Origin of the sequence: Streptomyces sp. NPDC015345, from assembly GCF_043078805.1 — a bacterium.
Taxonomy (GTDB): domain Bacteria; phylum Actinomycetota; class Actinomycetes; order Streptomycetales; family Streptomycetaceae; genus Streptomyces.
Genome location: NZ_JBIBTX010000003.1, coordinates 887,060 through 905,813 on the forward strand (window position 1 = coordinate 887,060; position 18,754 = coordinate 905,813).

22 protein-coding genes and 4 tRNA genes are annotated in these 18,754 nt (G+C 69.4%); 7 read left to right on the forward strand and 19 right to left on the reverse strand.

Annotation, left to right across the window (positions count from 1 at the left end):
• Positions 1 to 436 precede the first annotated feature (436 nt).
• The 9 genes from rplL to ACF062_RS16460 all read right to left on the reverse strand — a co-directional run bounded on the left by rplL (position 437) and on the right by ACF062_RS16460 (position 6,767).
• Positions 437 to 820 carry a 50S ribosomal protein L7/L12 gene (gene rplL, locus ACF062_RS16420; RefSeq protein ID WP_030782597.1) on the reverse strand — a complete coding sequence of 128 codons (384 nt, stop codon included), beginning with the start codon at positions 818 to 820 and terminating at the stop codon, positions 437 to 439.
• Positions 821 to 928: 108 nt separating this feature from the next.
• Complete coding sequence (gene rplJ / locus ACF062_RS16425) at positions 929 to 1,459, reverse strand: 50S ribosomal protein L10 (protein ID WP_223776212.1); 531 nt, start codon at positions 1,457 to 1,459, stop codon at positions 929 to 931.
• Between the two features lie 261 nt (positions 1,460 to 1,720).
• Positions 1,721 to 2,707, reverse strand: a complete 987-nt coding sequence (locus ACF062_RS16430; protein ID WP_392138619.1) for a hypothetical protein — start codon at positions 2,705 to 2,707, stop codon at positions 1,721 to 1,723.
• Between the two features lie 103 nt (positions 2,708 to 2,810).
• On the reverse strand, positions 2,811 to 3,713 hold the full coding sequence (locus ACF062_RS16435; RefSeq protein ID WP_392138621.1) for a hypothetical protein: 903 nt from the start codon (positions 3,711 to 3,713) through the stop codon (positions 2,811 to 2,813).
• 158 nt (positions 3,714 to 3,871) lie between these two features.
• Positions 3,872 to 4,594, reverse strand: coding sequence for a 50S ribosomal protein L1 (gene rplA, locus ACF062_RS16440; RefSeq protein WP_055698213.1), 723 nt, complete (start codon positions 4,592 to 4,594; stop codon positions 3,872 to 3,874).
• Between the two features lie 89 nt (positions 4,595 to 4,683).
• Positions 4,684 to 5,118 carry a 50S ribosomal protein L11 gene (gene rplK / locus ACF062_RS16445; protein WP_030782612.1) on the reverse strand — a complete coding sequence of 145 codons (435 nt, stop codon included), beginning with the start codon at positions 5,116 to 5,118 and terminating at the stop codon, positions 4,684 to 4,686.
• A 192-nt stretch (positions 5,119 to 5,310) separates the two neighbouring features.
• A complete protein-coding gene (nusG, locus tag ACF062_RS16450) occupies positions 5,311 to 6,222 on the reverse strand; it encodes a transcription termination/antitermination protein NusG (RefSeq protein ID WP_392138623.1) in 912 nt (303 codons plus the stop codon).
• A 77-nt stretch (positions 6,223 to 6,299) separates the two neighbouring features.
• A complete protein-coding gene (gene secE / locus ACF062_RS16455) occupies positions 6,300 to 6,587 on the reverse strand; it encodes a preprotein translocase subunit SecE (protein ID WP_223776208.1) in 288 nt (95 codons plus the stop codon).
• Between the two features lie 107 nt (positions 6,588 to 6,694).
• A tRNA-Trp gene (locus tag ACF062_RS16460) sits at positions 6,695 to 6,767 on the reverse strand.
• A 181-nt stretch (positions 6,768 to 6,948) separates the two neighbouring features.
• Between ACF062_RS16460 and ACF062_RS16465 the strand changes: the two genes are divergently transcribed.
• Together ACF062_RS16465 and ACF062_RS16470 are read left to right on the forward strand one after the other, a co-directional pair.
• Complete coding sequence (locus ACF062_RS16465; RefSeq protein WP_392138626.1) at positions 6,949 to 8,175, forward strand: pyridoxal phosphate-dependent aminotransferase; 1,227 nt, start codon at positions 6,949 to 6,951, stop codon at positions 8,173 to 8,175.
• Positions 8,176 to 8,355: 180 nt separating this feature from the next.
• The gene (locus ACF062_RS16470; RefSeq protein ID WP_356578094.1) at positions 8,356 to 9,375 is read left to right on the forward strand and encodes an adenosine deaminase; all 1,020 of its coding nucleotides are present in this window, start codon (positions 8,356 to 8,358) and stop codon (positions 9,373 to 9,375) included.
• Here the strand turns inward: ACF062_RS16470 and ACF062_RS16475 are convergent.
• Positions 9,365 to 9,964, reverse strand: a complete 600-nt coding sequence (locus ACF062_RS16475; RefSeq protein WP_392138628.1) for a TetR/AcrR family transcriptional regulator — start codon at positions 9,962 to 9,964, stop codon at positions 9,365 to 9,367. The genes ACF062_RS16470 and ACF062_RS16475 overlap by 11 nt on opposite strands.
• Before the next feature lie 100 nt (positions 9,965 to 10,064).
• Here ACF062_RS16475 and ACF062_RS16480 point away from each other — a divergent pair, with 100 nt between their 5' ends.
• The gene (locus ACF062_RS16480) at positions 10,065 to 10,697 is read left to right on the forward strand and encodes an NAD(P)-dependent oxidoreductase (protein WP_392138629.1); all 633 of its coding nucleotides are present in this window, start codon (positions 10,065 to 10,067) and stop codon (positions 10,695 to 10,697) included.
• Between the two features lie 22 nt (positions 10,698 to 10,719).
• On the opposite strand, the gene ACF062_RS16485 is transcribed toward ACF062_RS16480, so the two are convergent.
• The 6 genes from ACF062_RS16485 to ACF062_RS16510 form a co-directional block, all read right to left on the reverse strand.
• The gene (locus ACF062_RS16485) at positions 10,720 to 11,775 is read right to left on the reverse strand and encodes a UDP-N-acetylmuramate dehydrogenase (RefSeq protein ID WP_392138631.1); all 1,056 of its coding nucleotides are present in this window, start codon (positions 11,773 to 11,775) and stop codon (positions 10,720 to 10,722) included.
• 80 nt (positions 11,776 to 11,855) lie between these two features.
• Positions 11,856 to 12,284, reverse strand: a complete 429-nt coding sequence (locus tag ACF062_RS16490; RefSeq protein ID WP_392138633.1) for a MaoC family dehydratase — start codon at positions 12,282 to 12,284, stop codon at positions 11,856 to 11,858.
• A gap of 4 nt (positions 12,285 to 12,288) precedes the next feature.
• Complete coding sequence (locus ACF062_RS16495) at positions 12,289 to 12,753, reverse strand: MaoC family dehydratase N-terminal domain-containing protein (RefSeq protein ID WP_223776201.1); 465 nt, start codon at positions 12,751 to 12,753, stop codon at positions 12,289 to 12,291.
• A gap of 103 nt (positions 12,754 to 12,856) precedes the next feature.
• A complete protein-coding gene (gene rpmG, locus ACF062_RS16500; RefSeq protein ID WP_004571794.1) occupies positions 12,857 to 13,021 on the reverse strand; it encodes a 50S ribosomal protein L33 in 165 nt (54 codons plus the stop codon).
• An 89-nt stretch (positions 13,022 to 13,110) separates the two neighbouring features.
• Positions 13,111 to 13,183 (reverse strand) — tRNA-Met (locus ACF062_RS16505).
• A gap of 48 nt (positions 13,184 to 13,231) precedes the next feature.
• Positions 13,232 to 13,304 (reverse strand) — tRNA-Thr (locus ACF062_RS16510).
• Between the two features lie 256 nt (positions 13,305 to 13,560).
• Between ACF062_RS16510 and ACF062_RS16515 the strand changes: the two genes are divergently transcribed.
• Positions 13,561 to 14,847, forward strand: coding sequence for an amidohydrolase family protein (locus tag ACF062_RS16515; protein WP_392138634.1), 1,287 nt, complete (start codon positions 13,561 to 13,563; stop codon positions 14,845 to 14,847).
• A gap of 455 nt (positions 14,848 to 15,302) precedes the next feature.
• Complete coding sequence (locus ACF062_RS16520) at positions 15,303 to 15,959, forward strand: SDR family oxidoreductase (RefSeq protein ID WP_392138636.1); 657 nt, start codon at positions 15,303 to 15,305, stop codon at positions 15,957 to 15,959.
• Positions 15,960 to 16,001: 42 nt separating this feature from the next.
• Here ACF062_RS16520 and ACF062_RS16525 read toward each other — a convergent pair whose 3' ends face one another.
• Together ACF062_RS16525 and ACF062_RS16530 are read right to left on the reverse strand one after the other, a co-directional pair.
• Positions 16,002 to 16,214 carry a hypothetical protein gene (locus ACF062_RS16525; RefSeq protein WP_223776198.1) on the reverse strand — a complete coding sequence of 71 codons (213 nt, stop codon included), beginning with the start codon at positions 16,212 to 16,214 and terminating at the stop codon, positions 16,002 to 16,004.
• A gap of 78 nt (positions 16,215 to 16,292) precedes the next feature.
• Positions 16,293 to 16,374, reverse strand: a tRNA-Tyr gene (locus tag ACF062_RS16530).
• Positions 16,375 to 16,570: 196 nt separating this feature from the next.
• On the opposite strand from ACF062_RS16530, the gene ACF062_RS16535 reads away from it, so the two are divergent.
• Positions 16,571 to 17,059: a YajQ family cyclic di-GMP-binding protein gene (locus ACF062_RS16535; protein WP_223776178.1), complete on the forward strand. Its 489-nt coding sequence runs from the start codon at positions 16,571 to 16,573 to the stop codon at positions 17,057 to 17,059.
• A 55-nt stretch (positions 17,060 to 17,114) separates the two neighbouring features.
• On the opposite strand, the gene ACF062_RS16540 is transcribed toward ACF062_RS16535, so the two are convergent.
• Complete coding sequence (locus tag ACF062_RS16540) at positions 17,115 to 17,381, reverse strand: GlsB/YeaQ/YmgE family stress response membrane protein (RefSeq protein ID WP_392138639.1); 267 nt, start codon at positions 17,379 to 17,381, stop codon at positions 17,115 to 17,117.
• Between the two features lie 104 nt (positions 17,382 to 17,485).
• Here ACF062_RS16540 and ACF062_RS16545 point away from each other — a divergent pair, with 104 nt between their 5' ends.
• Complete coding sequence (locus tag ACF062_RS16545) at positions 17,486 to 18,718, forward strand: APC family permease (protein WP_392138640.1); 1,233 nt, start codon at positions 17,486 to 17,488, stop codon at positions 18,716 to 18,718.
• Positions 18,719 to 18,754: the final 36 nt, after the last annotated feature.

Sequence of the window (18,754 nt, forward strand, 5' to 3'; positions counted from 1 at the left end):
AGCTAACAGGCAGCGCAAAGGGTCAGTGTAGCCAGTTGGCCCACTGATGTCCAGTGCGGGTTCTGGGAGACCCTCGTTGTTCTCAACCCCTGCTGCAAGCCACGCCCTCGATGCACATCGATACTGCCCTCTTCGCCGCCGATCCATGCCTCGGATGCGGATCGTTGTGACGACGCGTCCTGAGAATTGCGCGCTGCGTGCGGTTCGTCAAGGCCCCCATGCCCAGACGTCGCCCTGAGACACTCACCGTCACGGGCTGTCCCGAGGCACAACGAAGATCACCATACTCGCCGGGACCGACATCGCAAGGCAGGCCTCGCGCACGTCCCGTGAACGCCGAAAGGCGACCACCCACATGGGTGATCGCCTTAGGCGTCCCGCGCGTTACAGCGTTTCCGCCATACGAACGGTCAGAAGAGTCGGACGACTCGTGAGGTCACTTGACCTCGACGGAGGCGCCGGCGCCCTTGAGGGCCTCGGCGGCCTTCTCCGCGGCGTCCTTGGCGACCTTCTCGAGGACCGGCTTCGGGGTGCCGTCGACGAGGTCCTTGGCCTCCTTGAGACCCAGCGAGGTCAGCTCACGCACGACCTTGATGACCTGGATCTTCTTCTCGCCGGCGCCGGTGAGGATGACGTCGAACTCGTCCTGCTCGGCCTCGGCCTCGGCCGGGGCGGCAGCGGCGCCACCAGCGGCAACGGCGACGGGCGCGGCGGCGGTGACGTCGAACTTCTCCTCGAAGGCCTTCACGAACTCGGAGAGCTCGATGAGGGTCATCTCTTCGAACTGCGCGAGCAGGTCGTCCTGGGACAGCTTCGCCATGATGGCGTCCTTCCACTAATTCGGCTGGTGCCGGGTGTACATGAAGGCGGGCGTACGTTGGGCCCGCGGTGACCGTCGCCTCAGGCGGCGGTCAATGTGCGAGCCGAATTACTCGGCACCGCCCTGCTCGGCCTGCTTGGCACGAAGCGCCTCCGCGGTGCGGACGAACTTCGAGGGAAGCGCCTGGAAGAGCGCGGCAGTCTGGGACTGCTTGCCCTTCATGGCGCCCGCCAGCTTGGCGAGCAGAACCTCGCGGGACTCGAGGTCCGCAAGCTTCTTGATCTCGTCGGCGGACAGCGCCTTGCCGTCAAGGACACCGCCCTTGATGACGAGGTTCGGGTTTTCCTTGGCGAAGTCACGAAGACCCTTGGCCGACTCCACCGGGTCACCGGTGACGAAGGCAACCGCCGTCGGACCCGTGAACAGGTCGTCCAGCGTGTTGATCCCGGCCTCGTTGGCCGCAATCTTGGTCAGCGTGTTCTTCACCACGGCGTACTCGGAGTTTTCACCGAGAGAACGGCGCAGCTGCTTGAGCTGGGCCACGGTGAGACCCCGGTACTCGGTCAGCACGGCGGCGTTCGAGCTGCGGAACTTGTCCGTGAGCTCGGCTACCGCGGCAGCCTTGTCGGGCGTCGGCATAGAGCGTCGGCCTCCTTCCGGGTGATGAGGACCGCTCAGAAGGGGCTGGGAAAAACAGAACGCCCCGGCGCAGGCGCACGGGGCTGAGCTCGACCGAACAGGAACCCGTCCGGGAGCACTTCCACAGTCACCTACGCGGGTCGTCCGCAGTTTCAGCGGATCCTTCGGCCACTGCACCCTCTAGCACGAGCACAGCAACGACCAGCGGTCTTTGGCTTCTGGGGAAGCGTACGCGAACGGGTCCTCGTCAAGCAAATCCGGTCAGAAGCCGCTGTCGGAGCCCGCTCCGGAGCCGCCCTTGCCGAGCTCCTTGAACATCTCCATCAGGTCCAGGGTCTGCCCGGCCGGCGGCGGGGTGACCTTGGCGGCCGCGCCGTAGTCCGAGAAGGTCTGCGAGGTCTTCACCGTGCCGTCGGGCGTCTTGATGTCGATGTCCATGCGGACCGGGTAGTCGTCCTCGTTGACCCAGACCTCGGTGTCGTAGCCCTTGATGCCGGCCTTCTCGACGTTCTTGAAGAGCTGCTCACGCTCGCTCTTGCCGAGGACGTCCTTGAGCCCGTCGTTGGACTCCATCATCTCCTTGACGGTGAGCCGGCCCTTATAGCGCTGGGTCTGCACGCCCTCGATCTTCGCGGCACCCAGGTGCTTCAGGTTCGGCGAGTCGAGGAGCATCGCGAGCTGCTGCGCGGGGTCCTGGCTCATGCTGTCCAGGCCGCCGGTCATCTGCTTGGTCAGCTTGTCGTCGCCGGTCTGCTTCGCGATGGAGTTCAGGTCCATCTTCATCCAGCGCCTGCCGTCCATGTCCTTGGCCGCGGCCGCGCCCATGTCCATGTACATGACGTTGTCGCGCCAGAGCATCCGGATCTGCTTGGGGGCGCTGGGGTCCCCCTCCGTGAGCGCGGAGCCCGACATCGTCACGTCCATGACGGTCGGGTCCCAGCCCATGACGCCGGACATCTTCATCTCACCGGCCCCGCCCATGGCCTTGGCGGTCTCGCCCGGCGGGGTGGATATCGTCATCTCGACCTTGGCCGACTTCGCGGCCGAGGTCTTCTTGTACGCGGCCGTGATGACCTCGGCCACCTGCGAACGGGACTGGTGCTCGCCCGAGCCCCCCGCCCTCTTGTCGGACTTGTCGTCCGAGCCCGTACAGGCGACCGCGCCCGTACAGAGCAGCGCGGTGGCGAGCACGGCACCCGCCGCCCGCCGCCCGCGCGCCTTGCTTCCACGTACGGCACCAGCAGTCATGACCCCACCCCTAGGAACATATGATCGATCCATTTTCTGAGTGCTGAGAGTACCCGAGCACCGGCTCCCGGGGCTCGCGGGTTATGCGGGGTGCGCTGCGCGGCTACGCGGCGGGCTGCTTGTTCATGAGCTCCTTGAAGCTCACGGTGTCCGAGGCCGGGGGCTTCTCGACGGAGAGCGGCGTGCCGTAGTCGCTGTAGTAGGCGGTCTGCGAGAAGGCGCCGTTCTTCGTGTCGGCCTTCTCGATCTTCTTGACGAGCAGGTCGTCGTCGTCGACCCAGATGTCGATCGTCTCGGTGCTCATGCCGGCCTGCTCGAACTGCTTCTTCAGCTCGCTCAGCTGCTCTTCGTCCAGGTCGGTGTTCTTGGCGGTGAAGTCGGCGACGTCGACCTTCCCGGAGTAGTGCGTCGCCTTCGTCCCGCGGACCTCCTCCTCGCCGACGCGCTTCACGTCGCCCGAGGCGAGCAGCATCTTCACCGACTGGTTCGGCGTGCTCTTCTGCATCTGGTCCTGGAACGCCTCGCCCGCGGCGCCGCTCATCTCCGCCAGCGTGTCGTAGTCGTACTCCAGCCAGTGCTTGCCGCCACCCGCCTGGGACGCGAACGTGTCCCCCATGTGCGCGTAGAAGCCGTTCTTCAAGTAGCGGTAGTCGATCTTCCGCTGGCCGAGCTGCTCCATCTGCTGGGCCTGGGCGCCGCCCGTGAAGGTCACGGTCACATTGCCCGTGATGCCGTCGGACCAGCCCATGACGCCCTTCATGTCCATGGACACCTGTGAGCCCATGGAGGTCGTGCCGTCGATCCGGGCGGTGTCCGCCTTGTCGGTCGACTTCTGGACCGTACGCAGGGCGGCTATCGGGCTGACCTTGATCCCGCCCTCGTCCTGCCCGCCCCCGGCTTTGTCGGAGGAACCTCCCGAGTCACCGGAACCGCAGGCCGCCAGGCCCGTCAGCGCGGCCGCCACCGCGATCGAGAGACCCGTACGCCGCATGGTCGTGCTGTTCATCCCGTCCCACCCCTTGGCTTCGTGGAGGTCCGCTTCCTTGCCGCGGGCCTCTGACAGTCGTATCCGAAAGGCTCGTACACAAACAGGACGGGCCCCGCACCTCGAAAGGTTGCGGGGCCCGTCCACAGAACGCGTACGCGACGCGGCTGCCGTCAGTTTCAGACGGCGGCCGGGTCCTCCTCGACGAGGAGGTTGCGGGTGCGGTTCGAGTCCAGCGGGATGCCGGGACCCATCGTGGTGGTGATGGCGGCCTTCTTGATGTAGCGACCCTTGGCGGCCGACGGCTTCAGACGGAGGATCTCCTCCAGGGCCGCGGCGTAGTTCTCCACCAGCTTGGTGTCGTCGAAGGACACCTTGCCGATGATGAAGTGCAGGTTCGAGTGCTTGTCGACGCGGAACTCGATCTTGCCGCCCTTGATGTCGTTGACAGCCTTGACGACATCGGGGGTCACGGTGCCGGTCTTCGGGTTCGGCATCAGACCACGCGGACCGAGCACGCGGCCGAGGCGGCCGACCTTGCCCATGAGGTCCGGGGTGGCGACGACGGCGTCGAAGTCCAGGCGGCCCTTCGCGACCTCGTCGATCAGCTCGTCGGCGCCGACGATGTCGGCCCCAGCGGCTTCCGCGGCCGCAGCACGGTCACCGGTCGCGAAGACCAGGACCCGGGCGGTCTTGCCGGTGCCGTGCGGGAGGTTCACGGTGCCACGGACCATCTGGTCGGCCTTGCGCGGGTCGACGCCCAGACGCATGGCGACCTCGACAGTGCCGTCGAACTTGGTCGCGGAGGTCTCCTTGGCGAGACGGACGGCCTCGAGCGGGGCGTACAGCTTCTCCCGGTCGATCTTGGCGTCCGCAGCGCGGAGAGTCTTGCTGCGCTTCACTTCTGCTCCTGGTGTGTTCAGGTATGGAGTCGTGGTGCGGGCCAGCGCTTGGCCCTACCACTGGAGAAAGGTCAGACGGGGGAGGAGTCTCAGCCCTCGACCGTGATGCCCATGGAACGGGCGGTGCCGGCGATGATCTTCGACGCGGCGTCCAGGTCGTTGGCGTTGAGGTCTTCCATCTTGGTCTGCGCGATCTCGCGGATCTGCGCCTCGGTGACCTTGGCGACCTTGGTCTTGTGGGGCTCGCCGGAGCCCTTCTCGACACCAGCGGCCTTCAGGATCATCTTGGCGGCCGGCGGCGTCTTGGTGATGAAGGTGAAGGAGCGGTCTTCGTAGACCGTGATCTCCACCGGGATCACCCAGCCACGCTGCGACTCGGTCGCGGCGTTGTAGGCCTTGCAGAACTCCATGATGTTGACGCCGTGCTGGCCCAGGGCGGGGCCGACCGGCGGGGCCGGGTTGGCGGCACCAGCCTGGATCTGGAGCTTGATCAGCCCCGTGACCTTCTTCTTCTTGGGAGGCATTGCTCTCTCCGGGTCCTAGTGAGAGTTTTCAGCCGACCGTCCGGTCATCCGGATGGAGGCATACCGCACAACGATAACGGGTATAGTCGCGCGGCTAAAAACCGAGCAGGTCAGACCGGCTTTGGCAGCCCGTCTGACCTGTTCGGAGGCGTGTGTTCCAGAGGAAGCCGAGGCAGCCGCGAGGGCCGCGGGCTAGTTCTTCTGGATCTGGTCGAAGCTGAGCTCGACCGGGGTCTCGCGGCCGAAGATCTCGACGAGGCCCTTGACCTTCTTCGAGTCGGCGTTGATCTCGTTGATCGTCGCCTGAAGCGTCGCGAACGGGCCGTCGGTGACGGTGACCGAGTCGCCGACCTCGAAGTCCAGGACCTGGACCTCGACCTTGCGGGCGGGAGCCGGCTTGCCCTCGGCCTCCGCGGCCTCGCGGGCGGCCTTCTCCTCGGCCTCGGGGGCGAGCATCTTGACGATCTCGTCCAGGGTCAGCGGGTACGGGTCGTAGGCGTTGCCCACGAAGCCGGTGACGCCGGGGGTGTTGCGGACGACGCCCCAGGACTCGTTCGTCAGGTCCATGCGCACCAGCACGTAGCCGGGGAGCTTGTTCTGACGGATGGTCTTGCGCTCGCCGTTCTTGATCTGGGCGACCTCTTCCTGCGGCACCTCGGCCTGGAAGATGAAGTCCTCGACGTTCAGCGAGACGGCGCGCTGCTCGAGGTTGGTCTTCACGCGGTTCTCGTAACCGGCGTAGGTGTGGATGACGTACCACTCGCCGGGCAGGGTGCGGAGCTCCTCGCGCAGGGCGACGATCGGGTCGACCGGCTCGGACTCCTCCTCCACCGGCTCCTCGTCGGCGGCCTCGGCATCCGTGGCGTCGGCGTCGACATCGGCATCGTCCGCGGCCTCGTCCTCTTCGGACTCGGCGGCAGCCTCGGCGTCGCCCTCCAGGTGGACGGCGGCCTCTTCGGCGGGCTCGCCCGCGGCGGCGTCGGCTGCCTCGGCCTGATCCGGCTCCTCGGCGTCCGCCGCCTCGACGATGTCGAGCTGGTCCTCCACGGACTCCGCGTCCTCTCCGCGAGGCTCAACGGCGTCGTTCAGGTTCGGGTCAGACACGGTGGCTGCTTCTTCCTGGATACAAGGGGTGGAACACGCGAATAGGGGCGCCGAGTACGGCGCCCTTCGCTCTCGGCTCAGCCGAAGATGTACTTGACAGCGTGGCTGAAGCCATAGTCAATCACGGTCACAAGGCCGATCATGATGACGACGAAGACAATCACCACTGTGGTGTAGGTCGTGAGCTGGCTGCGAGTCGGCCAGACGACCTTGCGGAGCTCCGCGATGATCTGGCGGTAGAAGAGCGCGAGACGGCCGAAGGGGCCCTTCTTGCCGCGCTTGCCGCCCTTGCGGGCCTTCTTCTTGGACTCCGGCGCCTCGTCCTGGGCATCAGGCATGTCGATGGAGCCCACGGCGTCCGTCACTCGTCCTCACCTGATTCCGGGTCGTGGCCGTGCCGCGCCCGGTTGAGCCGCACGGCGGTGCATTGCAGTACGTACATGCGCACACATCCTGGCGAAGGAGTGTGTAGCAGGGCCGGAGGGACTTGAACCCCCAACCGCTGGTTTTGGAGACCAGTGCTCTACCAATTGAGCTACGACCCTTTGATTTCCCCCAACCTACCGCATCCGCCCAGGTGCACGGAGTGCCTCGAGAGGGTGCGGCCGGTGAGGGCCAACGAGCAGTGAGTGTACGTGGTCTACGGCCCCCCGTCGAACAGATTGGGTTCCGACGGTGCGGGAAACCCACGCGCCGGGGGCCTTTCAGGTCTGGAACGATGGGGCCATGAGCGCTGCAACTTCTCCGACCGAGCGCCGGGTGTCCGCGCGCATCGGCGCGATCTCCGAGTCCGCGACCCTCGCCGTCGACGCCAAGGCCAAGGCCCTGAAGGCCGCCGGGCGCCCGGTGATCGGCTTCGGCGCGGGTGAGCCCGACTTCCCCACTCCGGACTACATCGTCGAGGCGGCCGTCGAGGCCTGCAAGAACCCGAAGTTCCACCGCTACACACCGGCCGGCGGCCTCCCAGAGCTCAAGGCCGCGATCGCCACCAAGACGCTGCGCGACTCCGGGTACGAGGTGGACGCCTCGCAGATCCTGGTGACGAACGGCGGCAAGCAGGCCATCTACGAAGCGTTCGCCGCGATCCTCGATCCGGGTGACGAGGTCATCGTCCCGGCCCCCTACTGGACGACGTACCCGGAGTCGATCCGCCTGGCCGGCGGTGTCCCCGTCGAGGTCGTCGCCGACGAGACGACCGGTTACCGCGTCTCCGTCGAGCAGCTGGAGGCCGCCCGCACGGAGCGCACCAAGGTCGTCCTCTTCGTCTCGCCGTCGAACCCGACGGGCGCCGTCTACAGCGAGGCCGACGCCGAGGCGATCGGCCGCTGGGCCGTCGAGCACGGCCTGTGGGTGATGACCGACGAGATCTACGAACACCTCGTCTACGGAGACGCGACGTTCACCTCGCTCCCCGCGATCCTCCCCGAGCTGCGCGACAAGTGCATCGTGGTCAACGGCGTCGCCAAGACGTACGCGATGACCGGCTGGCGCGTCGGCTGGATCATCGGCCCGAGGGACGTCGTGAAGGCCGCGACGAACCTTCAGTCGCACGCCACGTCCAACGTCTCCAACGTCGCGCAGGCCGCCGCGCTCGCGGCCGTCTCCGGTGACCTGGTCGCCGTCGACAAGATGCGCGAGGCCTTCGACCGGCGCCGCAAGACCATCGTGCGGATGCTCAACGACATCGAGGGCGTCTTCTGCCCCAAGCCCGAGGGCGCCTTCTACGTCTACCCCTCGGTCAAGGGCCTCATCGGCAAGGAGATCCGCGGCAAGCGCCCGCAGGACTCCGTCGAGCTGGCCGCGCTGATCCTGGAGGAGGCCGAGGTCGCGGTGGTCCCGGGCGAGGCCTTCGGGACGCCGGGTTACTTGCGCCTTTCGTACGCGCTCGGTGACGAGGATCTCGTCGAGGGCGTCTCGCGCCTCCAGGAGCTCCTTGCGGAGGCCCGCGACTGAGGTCTCTGGAGAAAACTGAGGTCTCTGGAGAAAATCGCGCTCCACGCGCGCGTGCGGGCCGCCTTTCCACCGGAGAGGCGGCCCGTTCCTGCTGAGGGGCGGTCCGTTTCTTCGTTCGGGGAAGGCCTCGAAGGGGAAAGGCGCTACCGGGACGCCAGGTGCGTACGGCAAGATCCTGGAATGGAGCGTGTACGAGACATAAGAGAGCTGCCAAAGGCCCATCTGCACCTGCACTTCACCGGGTCGATGCGGCCCTCCACCCTGCTTGAGCTGGCCGACAAGTACGGGGTGCGGCTCCCGGACGCGCTGACCGGTGCCGAACCGCCGAAGCTGCGCGCCACCGACGAGCGCGGGTGGTTCCGCTTCCAGCGGCTCTACGACGCGGCGCGTTCCTGTCTGCGTGAGCCCGAGGACATCCAGCGGCTGGTGCGGGAGGCCGCCGAGGAGGATCTGCGGGACGGTTCTGGGTGGCTGGAGATCCAGGTCGACCCGACCTCGTACGCGCCGCGGCTCGGCGGTCTGATCCCGGCCCTCGAGGTCATCCTGGACGCGGTCGACACCGCCTCGCGGGAGACCGGCCTCGGGATGCGCGTCCTGGTCGCCGCGAACCGCATGAAGCACCCGCTGGACGCCCGCACGCTGGCGCGGCTCGCGGTGCGTTACGCGGACCGGGGCATCGTCGGCTTCGGGCTCTCCAACGACGAGCGGCGGGGCATGGCGCGGGACTTCGACCGGGCCTTCGCGATCGCGCGCGACGGGGGGCTCCTCGCGGCGCCGCACGGCGGTGAGCTGACCGGGCCCGCCTCGGTGCGGGACTGCCTGGACGACCTGCACGCGGCCCGGATCGGGCACGGGGTGCGGGCCGCCGAGGACCCGCGGCTCCTGAAGCGGCTCGCGGACCGCGGCGTGACGTGCGAGGTGTGCCCGGCCTCCAACGTCGCCCTCGGGGTCTACGAGAAGCCCGAGGACGTGCCACTGCGGACCCTCTTCGACGCGGGGGTGCCGATGGCGCTCGGCGCCGACGACCCGCTGCTCTTCGGCTCGCGTCTCGCCGCCCAGTACGAGATCGCGCGTGAGCACCACGCCTTCGACGACGCCGAACTGGCCGAGCTGGCGCGGCAGTCGATCCGCGGCTCGGCCGCCCCCGTGGACGTGCGGGAGAAGTTGCTGTCCGGGGTCGACGCCTGGCTCAGCGGCTGATTCCCGCGAGGAGCGTGCGGGCGAGGGCCGCCGCGAACTCCTCGACGGGCTGCGGGGGGCGCTTGCCGATCACGGCGTCGTAGGCGAAGGCGCGCTGCGCGCAGGCGCCCAGGAGCAGCGAGGCGGCCGCGAACGTGTCGGCGTCGGCGGCGATCCGTCCGGCGTCGCGTTCGGCCCGGAGGTAGGCGTCCAGGGCCTCGATGGGGATGTGGGGGCCGGCGCCCATCTGCTGGAGCGCGTCCTCGTGGCGTCGCTTGAGCTTGGTCTCGGCGTACAGCGACGCGGCGATCGGGAAGCTCTCAGCGTAGAAGTCGCTGGCCAGGCGGGCGATCTCGGCGAGGTTCTCCTCGACGTCGCGCTCCCCCGGCTCCTCGGTCAGGCGGTGCAGCAGCGGGCCGAGGCGGGGCAGCCTCTCCTGGAGGACGGCCACGAACAGCTCCTCCTTGCTCGCGAAGTGCTTGTAGAGCGCCGCTTCGGAGCAGCCCGCGGCCTTGGCGATCTCCTTGGTGGTGGCGCGGGCGAGGCCGATGGTGCGCATGAGGTCGTGCGCCGCGTCGAGGATGCGGGCCCTGGTGGGTTTCTGCTGCATGTGCCGTCCAACCAGACTTGACGAGGGGTGAGTGTTTACTCACTCTAGAGGTGAGTGAATACTCACCCACCCATCTACTACTCCTCCCGGAGGGTGCGCGATGAAGCTGACGGTGTTCGGTGCGACCGGCGGTATCGGCGGGGAGATCGTCCGGCAGGCCCTGACGGCGGGTCACCAGGTCACGGCAGTGGTGCGCGACCCGGCGCGGCTGGCCGTCGAGGGCGAGGGCCTGGAGGTCTTCCGGGCCGACCTGAGGGACGCCGAGGCGCTGCGGGCGGCAGTGACCGGGCGGGACGCGGTGCTCTCGGGGCTCGGGGCGCGCAAGCGGTCGGACGCCGGGATCGCGGCGGAGCTCACCCGGTCGATGGTGCGCGCGCTGGAGGCCGAGGGGGTGCGCAGGCTCCTCGTGGTGAGCGCCGCGCCGGTCGGCCCGCCCGCCGAGCGGCAGCCCTTGGTCGACAAGGCCATGGGGCTCGTGGTCAGCGCGGTCCTGAAGGACGTGTACGTGGATCTGCGGGCCATGGAGGCCGAACTGGCACGCAGCGCCACGGACTGGACGTCCGTACGCCCGCCGAGGCTCCAGGACAAGCCCGTGACGGGCGTCTACAGGAAGGTCGTCGGAGGCACTCCGCGCAGCGGGCGCTTCATCGGGCGCGCCGATGTGGCGCACGCGATGCTGGCGATGATCGACGACCCGTCGACGGTGAAGCAGGGCGTGGGCGTGGCCTACTGAGGCCGCCGTCGGCGGCAGTCGGCTACAGGCTGACGCCGACCATGACCGGTTCGTTGACCAGGGTGATCCCGAAGGCGTCCCGCACCCCGGCGACGACCTCGCGGGCGAGCGCCAGCAGATCCTCGGTGGTCGCGCCGCCACGGTTGGTGAGGGCGAGGGTGTGCTTGGTGGAGATCCGGGCCCGGCCCTCTCCGTAGCCCTTCGCGAAGCCCGCCTTGTCGATGAGCCAGGCGGCGGAGGTCTTCACGCGGCCGTCGCCCGCGGGGAAGCCGGGCGGGTCGATGCCCGGGCCGAGCCGGTCCGCCACGCGCGCGTGGAAGGCGGCGAACTCGTCCTCGGTGAGGATCGGGTTGGTGAAGAAGGACCCGGCCGACCAGCTGTCGTGGTCCTCGGGGTCGAGCACCATGCCCTTGCCGGCGCGGAGCTTCAGGACGGTCTCCCGCGCGACCGCCGCCGGAACCCGCTCGCCCGCCTCGACGCCGAGCGTGCGCGCCGTCTCGGGGTACTTCAGCGGAGCGCTCATCCCCTGCGCGTCCTCCAGCGCGAAGCGGACCCGCAGGACCACGAAGCGCTCGGGGTCTGCCTTGAAGCGGCTGTGGCGGTACGAGAAGTCGCACTCGGCGTTCGGGATCACGACCGTCTCGCGGGTCCGCCGGTCGTACGCGACCACCTCGGTGATCGTCGAGGAGACCTCCTGGCCGTACGCCCCCACGTTCTGGATCGGCGTCGCGCCCGCGGAACCGGGGATCCCGGCGAGGCACTCGATGCCCGCGAGGCCCGCCTCGACGGTGCGGGCGACCGCGTCCGTCCAGACCTCACCGGCCGCCAGCTCCAGCTTCGTACCGTCGAGGGCGAAGCCCTGGGTGGCGATGCGCAGGGCGGTCCCGTCGAAGCCCTTGTCGCCGATGACCAGGTTCGATCCGCCGCCGATGAGCAGCAGCGGGGTCCCGGAGTCGTCGGCCTCGCGGACGGCCGCGATCACCTCGTCGTCGGTCGTCGCGGTGATCAGGCGGGTCGCGGGGCCACCGAGACGGAAGGTGGTCAGCGGGGCGAGGGGGGCGTCGATGAGTTCCTGCACGTGCCCAAGAGTACGAGAACGGCCCCGCCGGTCCGGCGGGGCCGTTGCCGCGAGGAGCGGTCAGGCCGCGATCACGGCCGTCAGGCCAGCTGCACGACCGCACGCGACATGCCGAGCACCTTCTGGTCCGCGCTCTTGGCGACCAGGTCGACCCGGACCCGCTTGTCGTCCATCTTGGCCGCGACCTTGGCGCTGACGTCGATGGTGGCGCCCTTGTCGTCGTTGGGGACGACGACGGGCTTGGTGAAACGGACGCCGTACTCGACGACCGCTCCCGGGTCGCTCACCCAGTCGGTCACGACCCGGATCGCCTCGGCCATGGTGAACATGCCGTGCGCGATGACGTCGGGAAGGCCCACCTCCATCGCGAACTTCTCGTTCCAGTGGATCGGGTTGAAGTCCCCCGAGGCGCCCGCGTACCGCACGAGTGTGGCGCGTGTCACCGGGAAGGTCTGGGCCGGCAGCTCGGTGCCGACCTCGACGTCGTCGTAAGAAATCTTCGCCGTCATCGCCTCAGACTCCCTCTCCCGCGGGCTGCGCCGCACGCGCGACGAGCTTGGTCCAGGCGGTCACGACGTGCTCCCCGGCCTCGTCGTGGACCTCACCGCGGATGTCGATGATGTCGTTGCCGGCGAGCGTCTTGATGGCCTCGATGGTCGAGGTGACGGTGAGCCGGTCACCCGCGCGCACCGGACGCGTGTAGGCGAACTTCTGGTCGCCGTGTACGACGCGGCTGTAATCGAGCCCGAGCTGCGGGTCCTGGACCACCTGACCCGCGGCCTTGAAAGTGATCGCAAACACAAAAGTCGGCGGGGCGATCACATCGGGGTGACCGAGTTCCTTGGCGGCTTCCGCGTCGGCGTACGCGGGATTGGTGTCCCCGACGGCCTCGGCGAACTCGCGGATCTTCTCCCGGCCGACCTCATATGGATCGGTGGGCGGATAGGACCGCCCCACGAAGGACTGGTCGAGCGCCATGGACTCGGTACCTCCTGTGGTTGGTGGTGACGCGGAATTCGTATGGAAACGACACGAGGCCGCCCCCAACAAACGGGGACGGCCTCGTGTACGAGCCTGCGTGTCAGCGCGTTTCGCGGTGCGCAGTGTGCGCGTTGCAGCGCGGACAGTGCTTCTTCATCTCAAGACGGTCCGGGTCGTTACGCCGGTTCTTCTTGGTGATGTAGTTCCGCTCCTTGCACTCCACGCAGGCCAGCGTGATCTTCGGGCGGACGTCGGTGGCAGCCACGTGAGTGCTCCTTGGACGGACGGATGGACGGATGAACGCATAAAAGAGTAGCCGATCGAAGGACCGACCCCACAATCGGCTACCAGGAGTAGCGGTGACCGGACTTGAACCGGTGACACAGCGATTATGAGCCGCTTGCTCTACCGACTGAGCTACACCGCTGCGATGCCGGATCCCCCCCGCCCGAAGGCGAGGATCACTCGACATCAGAGCCCCAATGCGGAATCGAACCGCAGACCTTCTCCTTACCATGGAGACGCTCTACCGACTGAGCTATTGGGGCGAGCGATGAAGACATTACACGGTTGGTCGCCGATCGCCCAAATCCGTTTCGCCAGGGCCGTCCGAGGGCATCGGGAAGAGCGCCTCAGGCGTCTCCGAAGACCTCATCCGCACCGTTCGTCAGAGCCGTCGCACCACACCGGTACGACTATTTCGCTCCTCCTCGAAGCGGGCCTGTCGCCGTCCTAGGCTCGGCACACGCTGCGTGATCTTGACGCCACGAACGACAGCAGCCGCCCCCGAACCCCAGGAGCGCGATGCCCGACAGCCAGCCGCAGCAGCCCCATTCCTCCGGCTCCTCCGGCCCCGACCCCACGGCCGAATCCGGTTCCCTGCTGCTCTGCGGTGCCAGGCTCACCGACGGCAGGACGGTGGACGTCCGGCTCGGCGGCGGGCGCATCGAGGCGGTCGGCACGACCGGAAGCCTCCCCGCGCACACCGCGCGCGTGGACCTGGCCGGCTACCTGCTGCTGCCGGCCGCCGCCGAAGCCCACGCGCACGGCGACACGGCCCTGTCGGCGGACGCGGTGGGCCCTGTGTCGTACGACATCCCCGATGTGCAGCGCAGAGTCACAGAGGCGGCCCTGCTCCAGCTCGGGCACGGTGCGACGGCCGTGCGGTCGCACGTGCGGATCGGCGACGTCCAGGGGCTCGATCCGATGGAGGCGGTGCTCCAGGCACGGCGCTCGCTGCGGGGCCTGGTCGATCTGACGACGGTCGCGGTGCCGCGGCTCCTCACCGGCGTCGCGGGCGCCGACGGGCTCGCGATGCTGCGGGACGCGGTGAAAATGGGCGCCTCCGTAGTGGGCGGTTGTCCGGATCTCGACCCCGACCCGGCGGGCTACACGGAGGCGGTCCTGGAACTCGCCGCCGAGCATGGCTCCCCCGTCGATCTGCATACGGACGGTGACGATCCGGCCCGGCTCGGGCGGCTCGCGGCGATGGCGGCCGGGCTGCGCGCGGGGGTCACGATCGGCCCGTGCGGCGGGCTCGGCCGCCTGCCGTGGGACGTCGCCGCGCGCACGGCCGAGCAGCTGGCGGCCGCCGGGGTGACCGTGGTCTGCCTGCCGCAGGGCGGGTGCGGGAACGCGGAGCGGCGCGGGGTGGCGCCGGTGCGGTTGCTGCGGTCGGCGGGGGTGCGGGTGGCCGCGGGCAGCGGGGCCATGCGGGACGTGTCGAACCCGGTGGGGCGCGGGGATCCGCTGGAGGCCGCCTACCTGCTGGCCTCGCGGTGCGGGCTGCGGCCTGAGGCCGCCTACGCGGCGGTGAGCGGGGCAGCGCGGGAAGCCATGGGCCTGGCCGAGGTGCGGGTGGAGGCGGGCTTCCCCGCGGAGCTGCTCGCGGTGCGGGGCGACCGGCTCGCGGGGGCGCTGTCGCTCGCGTACAGCCGGATCGTGGTGCACAGGGGGCGCGTGGTGGCGCGGACCAGCGCGGTGCGGGAGTACTGCGACTCGGCGGCGGCCGTGGCCCTGGACCTGCCGCGCCAGGGCCGCGCGCAGGGAGACGAGCCGGGGCGGTTCAAGGGTGGCGAGGCGTCTTCCTGAGGGGTGGCGGGGCGGTGCGGGTGGCCGGTGAGCTGCTGCGCGGGGGGCCGCGGGGTGGGTATGTGATGGCGTTGGGGGCTTGTGGCTGCACAGGGGGCGTGAAGGGGAGCGCGGAGGCGCACGCGGAGGCTGGGAGCCGCTGATCCGGGCGGTCGCTGTGATCCCCAGGGGAGGGCGCTGGTGGTCGGCGGGCTGGGGAGACTCCGGATCCGCGCCGATTGACGGCTGGGCGCCTGGGTGGAACGGCGCAGCGGGTGATGCCGGGGGACGGCTGGTGCCCGCCCGCGGGGGGGGGAGAGGCCCTTCAGACGCCCGCCGGGAGCAGCGCAGGCACCCGCGCCCGGCTTGGCCCCGCCCTCCCCAGGAAGAGCCCACGTACCCGCATACGCGTGATCCGGCTGCTCCGCCCGCTGCGTGTGCGGCGAACGCGTCCGCCCTGCCGTACGGTCGACAGCATGCGCATTGTCATCGCTGGGGGTCATGGTCAGATCGCGCTGCGGCTGGAGCGTCTGCTCGCCGCGCGTGGTGACGAGGTCGCAGGGCTGATCCGCAACGCCGGCCAAGAGGCCGATCTGCGTGCGGCCGGCGCCGAACCGGTGCTGTGCGACCTGGAGTCGGCCTCGGTCGACGAGGTCGCCGAGAAGCTGCGCGGAGCCGACGCGGCCGTCTTCGCGGCGGGCGCGGGGCCCGGCAGCGGCGCGGACCGCAAGAACACCGTGGACCGGGACGCGGCCGTGCTCTTCGCGGACGCGGCGGAGCGGGCCGGCGTGCGGCGGTACATCGTCGTGTCGTCGATGGGCGCCGATCCGGCCCACCAGGGCGATGAGATCTTCGACGCCTACCTGCGGGCCAAGGGCGAGGCGGACGCGAACGTACGCGCGCGTGCCGCGCTGGACTGGACGATCCTGCGTCCCGGGATGCTGACGGACGACGCGGGCACCGGCCTCGTACGCCTGGAGGCCTCGACCGGGCGCGGGCCGATCCCGCGGGACGACGTCGCCGCGGTGCTCGCGGAGCTTCTGGAGACGTCCGCGACGGCCGGGCTGACGCTGGAGCTGGTGAGCGGCTCGGTGCCGGTGTCGGTGGCGGTCAAGTCCGTTGCGGGGAACTGACTTCCGAACGCCGCCCGACCCTGAGGAACTCCCTCCTCCCGCTCAGAACAGCGGGAGCTGGCCCGGCAGGTCCGGAACCGTGTAACCGTCCAGCGCGGGCTGTACGGCGCCCAGCTGGGCCTGGCGGCGCGACCCCGGGCAGGAGACCAGGTCGCCGGTGGCGCGCGGGCCCGGCGGGTCATGACGGGCGAACCGTCCGCCGACGACGGCGATCTCGCGGCGGCACTCCGGGCAGTTTCTGCGACGGGACGACATGAACCCATTCTGCTTTGGACGCACGAAAAGACCCTCCCCGTCTCGCGTTTCCGCAAGTCGGGGAGGGTCTCCTTCGTGTGGCGGCGCCAGGATTCGAACCTGGGAAGGCTGAGCCGGCAGATTTACAGTCTGCTCCCTTTGGCCGCTCGGGCACACCGCCGGGTTTGCTGCCTCGCCCCGCTTTCGCGGCGCTCCGTGGCAACGACGTAAACGATACCTGATGGACAGGGGTGCTTCGCCACCCGATTGATCGGCACCCCGCGCGGGGGCGGTGGCTAGGCTTTGCGGATGCGGCCAGCGTCAGGCGGCCGTGTATCCGCTGAGTACGCACACCCCGATACAAGGAGCCACAGGACATGGCCGACTCCAGTTTCGACATCGTCTCGAAGGTCGAGCGGCAGGAGGTCGACAACGCCCTCAACCAGGCCGCCAAGGAGATTTCGCAGCGCTATGACTTCAAGGGCACGGGCGCCTCGATCTCGTGGTCCGGCGAGAAGATCCTGATGGAGGCGAGCGGCGAGGAGCGAGTCAAGGCGATCCTCGATGTCTTCCAGTCCAAGCTGGTCAAGCGCGGCATCTCGCTGAAGGCGCTGGACGCGGGCGAGCCGCAGCTGTCCGGCAAGGAGTACAAGATCTTCGCCTCGATCGAGGAGGGCATCTCCCAGGAGAACGCGAAGAAGGTCGCCAAGATCATCCGCGATGAGGGCCCGAAGGGCGTCAAGGCGCAGGTTCAGGGCGACGAGCTGCGGGTCAGCTCGAAGAGCCGGGACGACCTCCAGGCCGTGCAGGCGCTGCTCAAGGGGCAGGACTTCGACTTCGCGCTGCAGTTCGTGAACTACCGGTAGACAGACGCGTGTACCCGGCGGCCCGTCCCTTTGGACGGGCCGCCGGTCTCTGTGCTCAGCGGCGCGAGTGGCCGAAGAAGATGCGGTAGGCGACCAGCAGGACGAGCGAGCCGCCGATGGCCGCCGCCCAGGTGGCGCCGTCGTAGAAGTGGTTGACGATCGGGCGGTCGAGATAGCGGGCGGAGATCCAGCCGCCGATGAAGGCGCCCGCGATGCCGATGACGGTCGTGCCGATGAAGCCGCCCGGGTCGCGGCCGGGCAGCAGCAGTTTGGCGACGGCTCCGGCGAGCAGTCCCAGAACGATCCAGCTGATGATGCCCATGTAGTGACCCGGCCTTTCTCGCGCGGTGAGTTCTTTGTGCGCTGTTGTCCTGGAGGACGTCTCTACGGAGTGCCGCGGTTGCGGTGATCCGTAGGGTGCGGCGCATGACACAGCAGCCAGAACTTCGGCGGACCCTCGGTATCTTCGACGCCGTGGTGATCGGTCTCGGGTCGATGGTGGGGGCAGGGATCTTCGCGGCGCTCGGGCCGGCGGCGGGCGCCGCGGGGTCCGGGATGCTGATCGGCCTCGGGGTCGCCGCCGTGGTCGCGTACTGCAACGCGATGTCGTCGGCGCGGCTCGCCGCCCGCTATCCGGCCTCGGGCGGGACCTACGTGTACGGCCGGGAGCGGCTCGGGGAGTTCTGGGGGTACTTGGCGGGCTGGTCGTTCGTCGTCGGCAAGACCGCGTCCTGTGCGGCGATGGCGCTGACCGTGGGGGCGTACGTCTGGCCGGGGCAGGCGCACGCAGTGGCGGTCGGGGCCGTGGTGCTGCTCACCGCCGTGAACTACCTGGGCGTCCAGAAGTCGGCGTTGCTGACGCGCGGGATCGTGGCGGTGGTCCTCGCCGTGCTGACGGCGGTCGTCGTCGCCTGCCTCGGTTCGGGGGCGGCCGACGCGGGGCGTCTCGATGTGGGGCTCTCGGGCGGGGTCGGCGGGGTGCTCCAGGCCGCCGGGCTGCTGTTCTTCGCCTTCGCGGGGTACGCGCGGATCGCGACGCTCGGCGAGGAGGTGCGTGACCCGGAGCGCACTATTCCACTGGCGATCCCCCTGGCGCTGGGTATCGCTCTGTGCGTGTACGCGGCCGTGGCGGTCGCCGTGCTGTCCGTCCTCGGCCCCTCTGGGCTCGCCGACGCGACCGCCCCGCTCGCCGACGCGGTGCGTGCGGCGGGTGTGCCGGGGCTCGTGCCCGTCGTGCGGGTGGGGGCCGCGGTGGCGGCGCTCGGCTCGCTGCTGGCGCTGATCCTGGGCGTCTCGCGGACGACCCTCGCCATGGCGCGGGACAGGCACCTGCCGGGGGCGCTCGCGGCCGTGCACCCGCGCTTCCAGGTGCCGCATCGCGCGGAGCTCGCGGTGGGCGCGGTGGTGGCGGTGGCGGCGGCGACGGTGGATGTGCGCGGGGCGATCGGCTTCTCCTCCTTCGGGGTGCTCGTGTACTACGCGGTCGCCAATGCTTCGGCGTGGACGCTCAGTTCGTCGGTCGCGGCGCGTGCCGTGCCGGCTGTGGGTGGTCTCGGGTGCGCGGTACTGGCGTTCGCGCTGCCCTTGTCGTCGGTGGTGGCCGGTGGGGCGGTGCTGGCGGTGGGGGTCGCGGCGTACGGGGTACGGCGGCTGCGCTGACGCTTCGGCGTGGCCGGGCGCGGGCAGCAGGGCGGG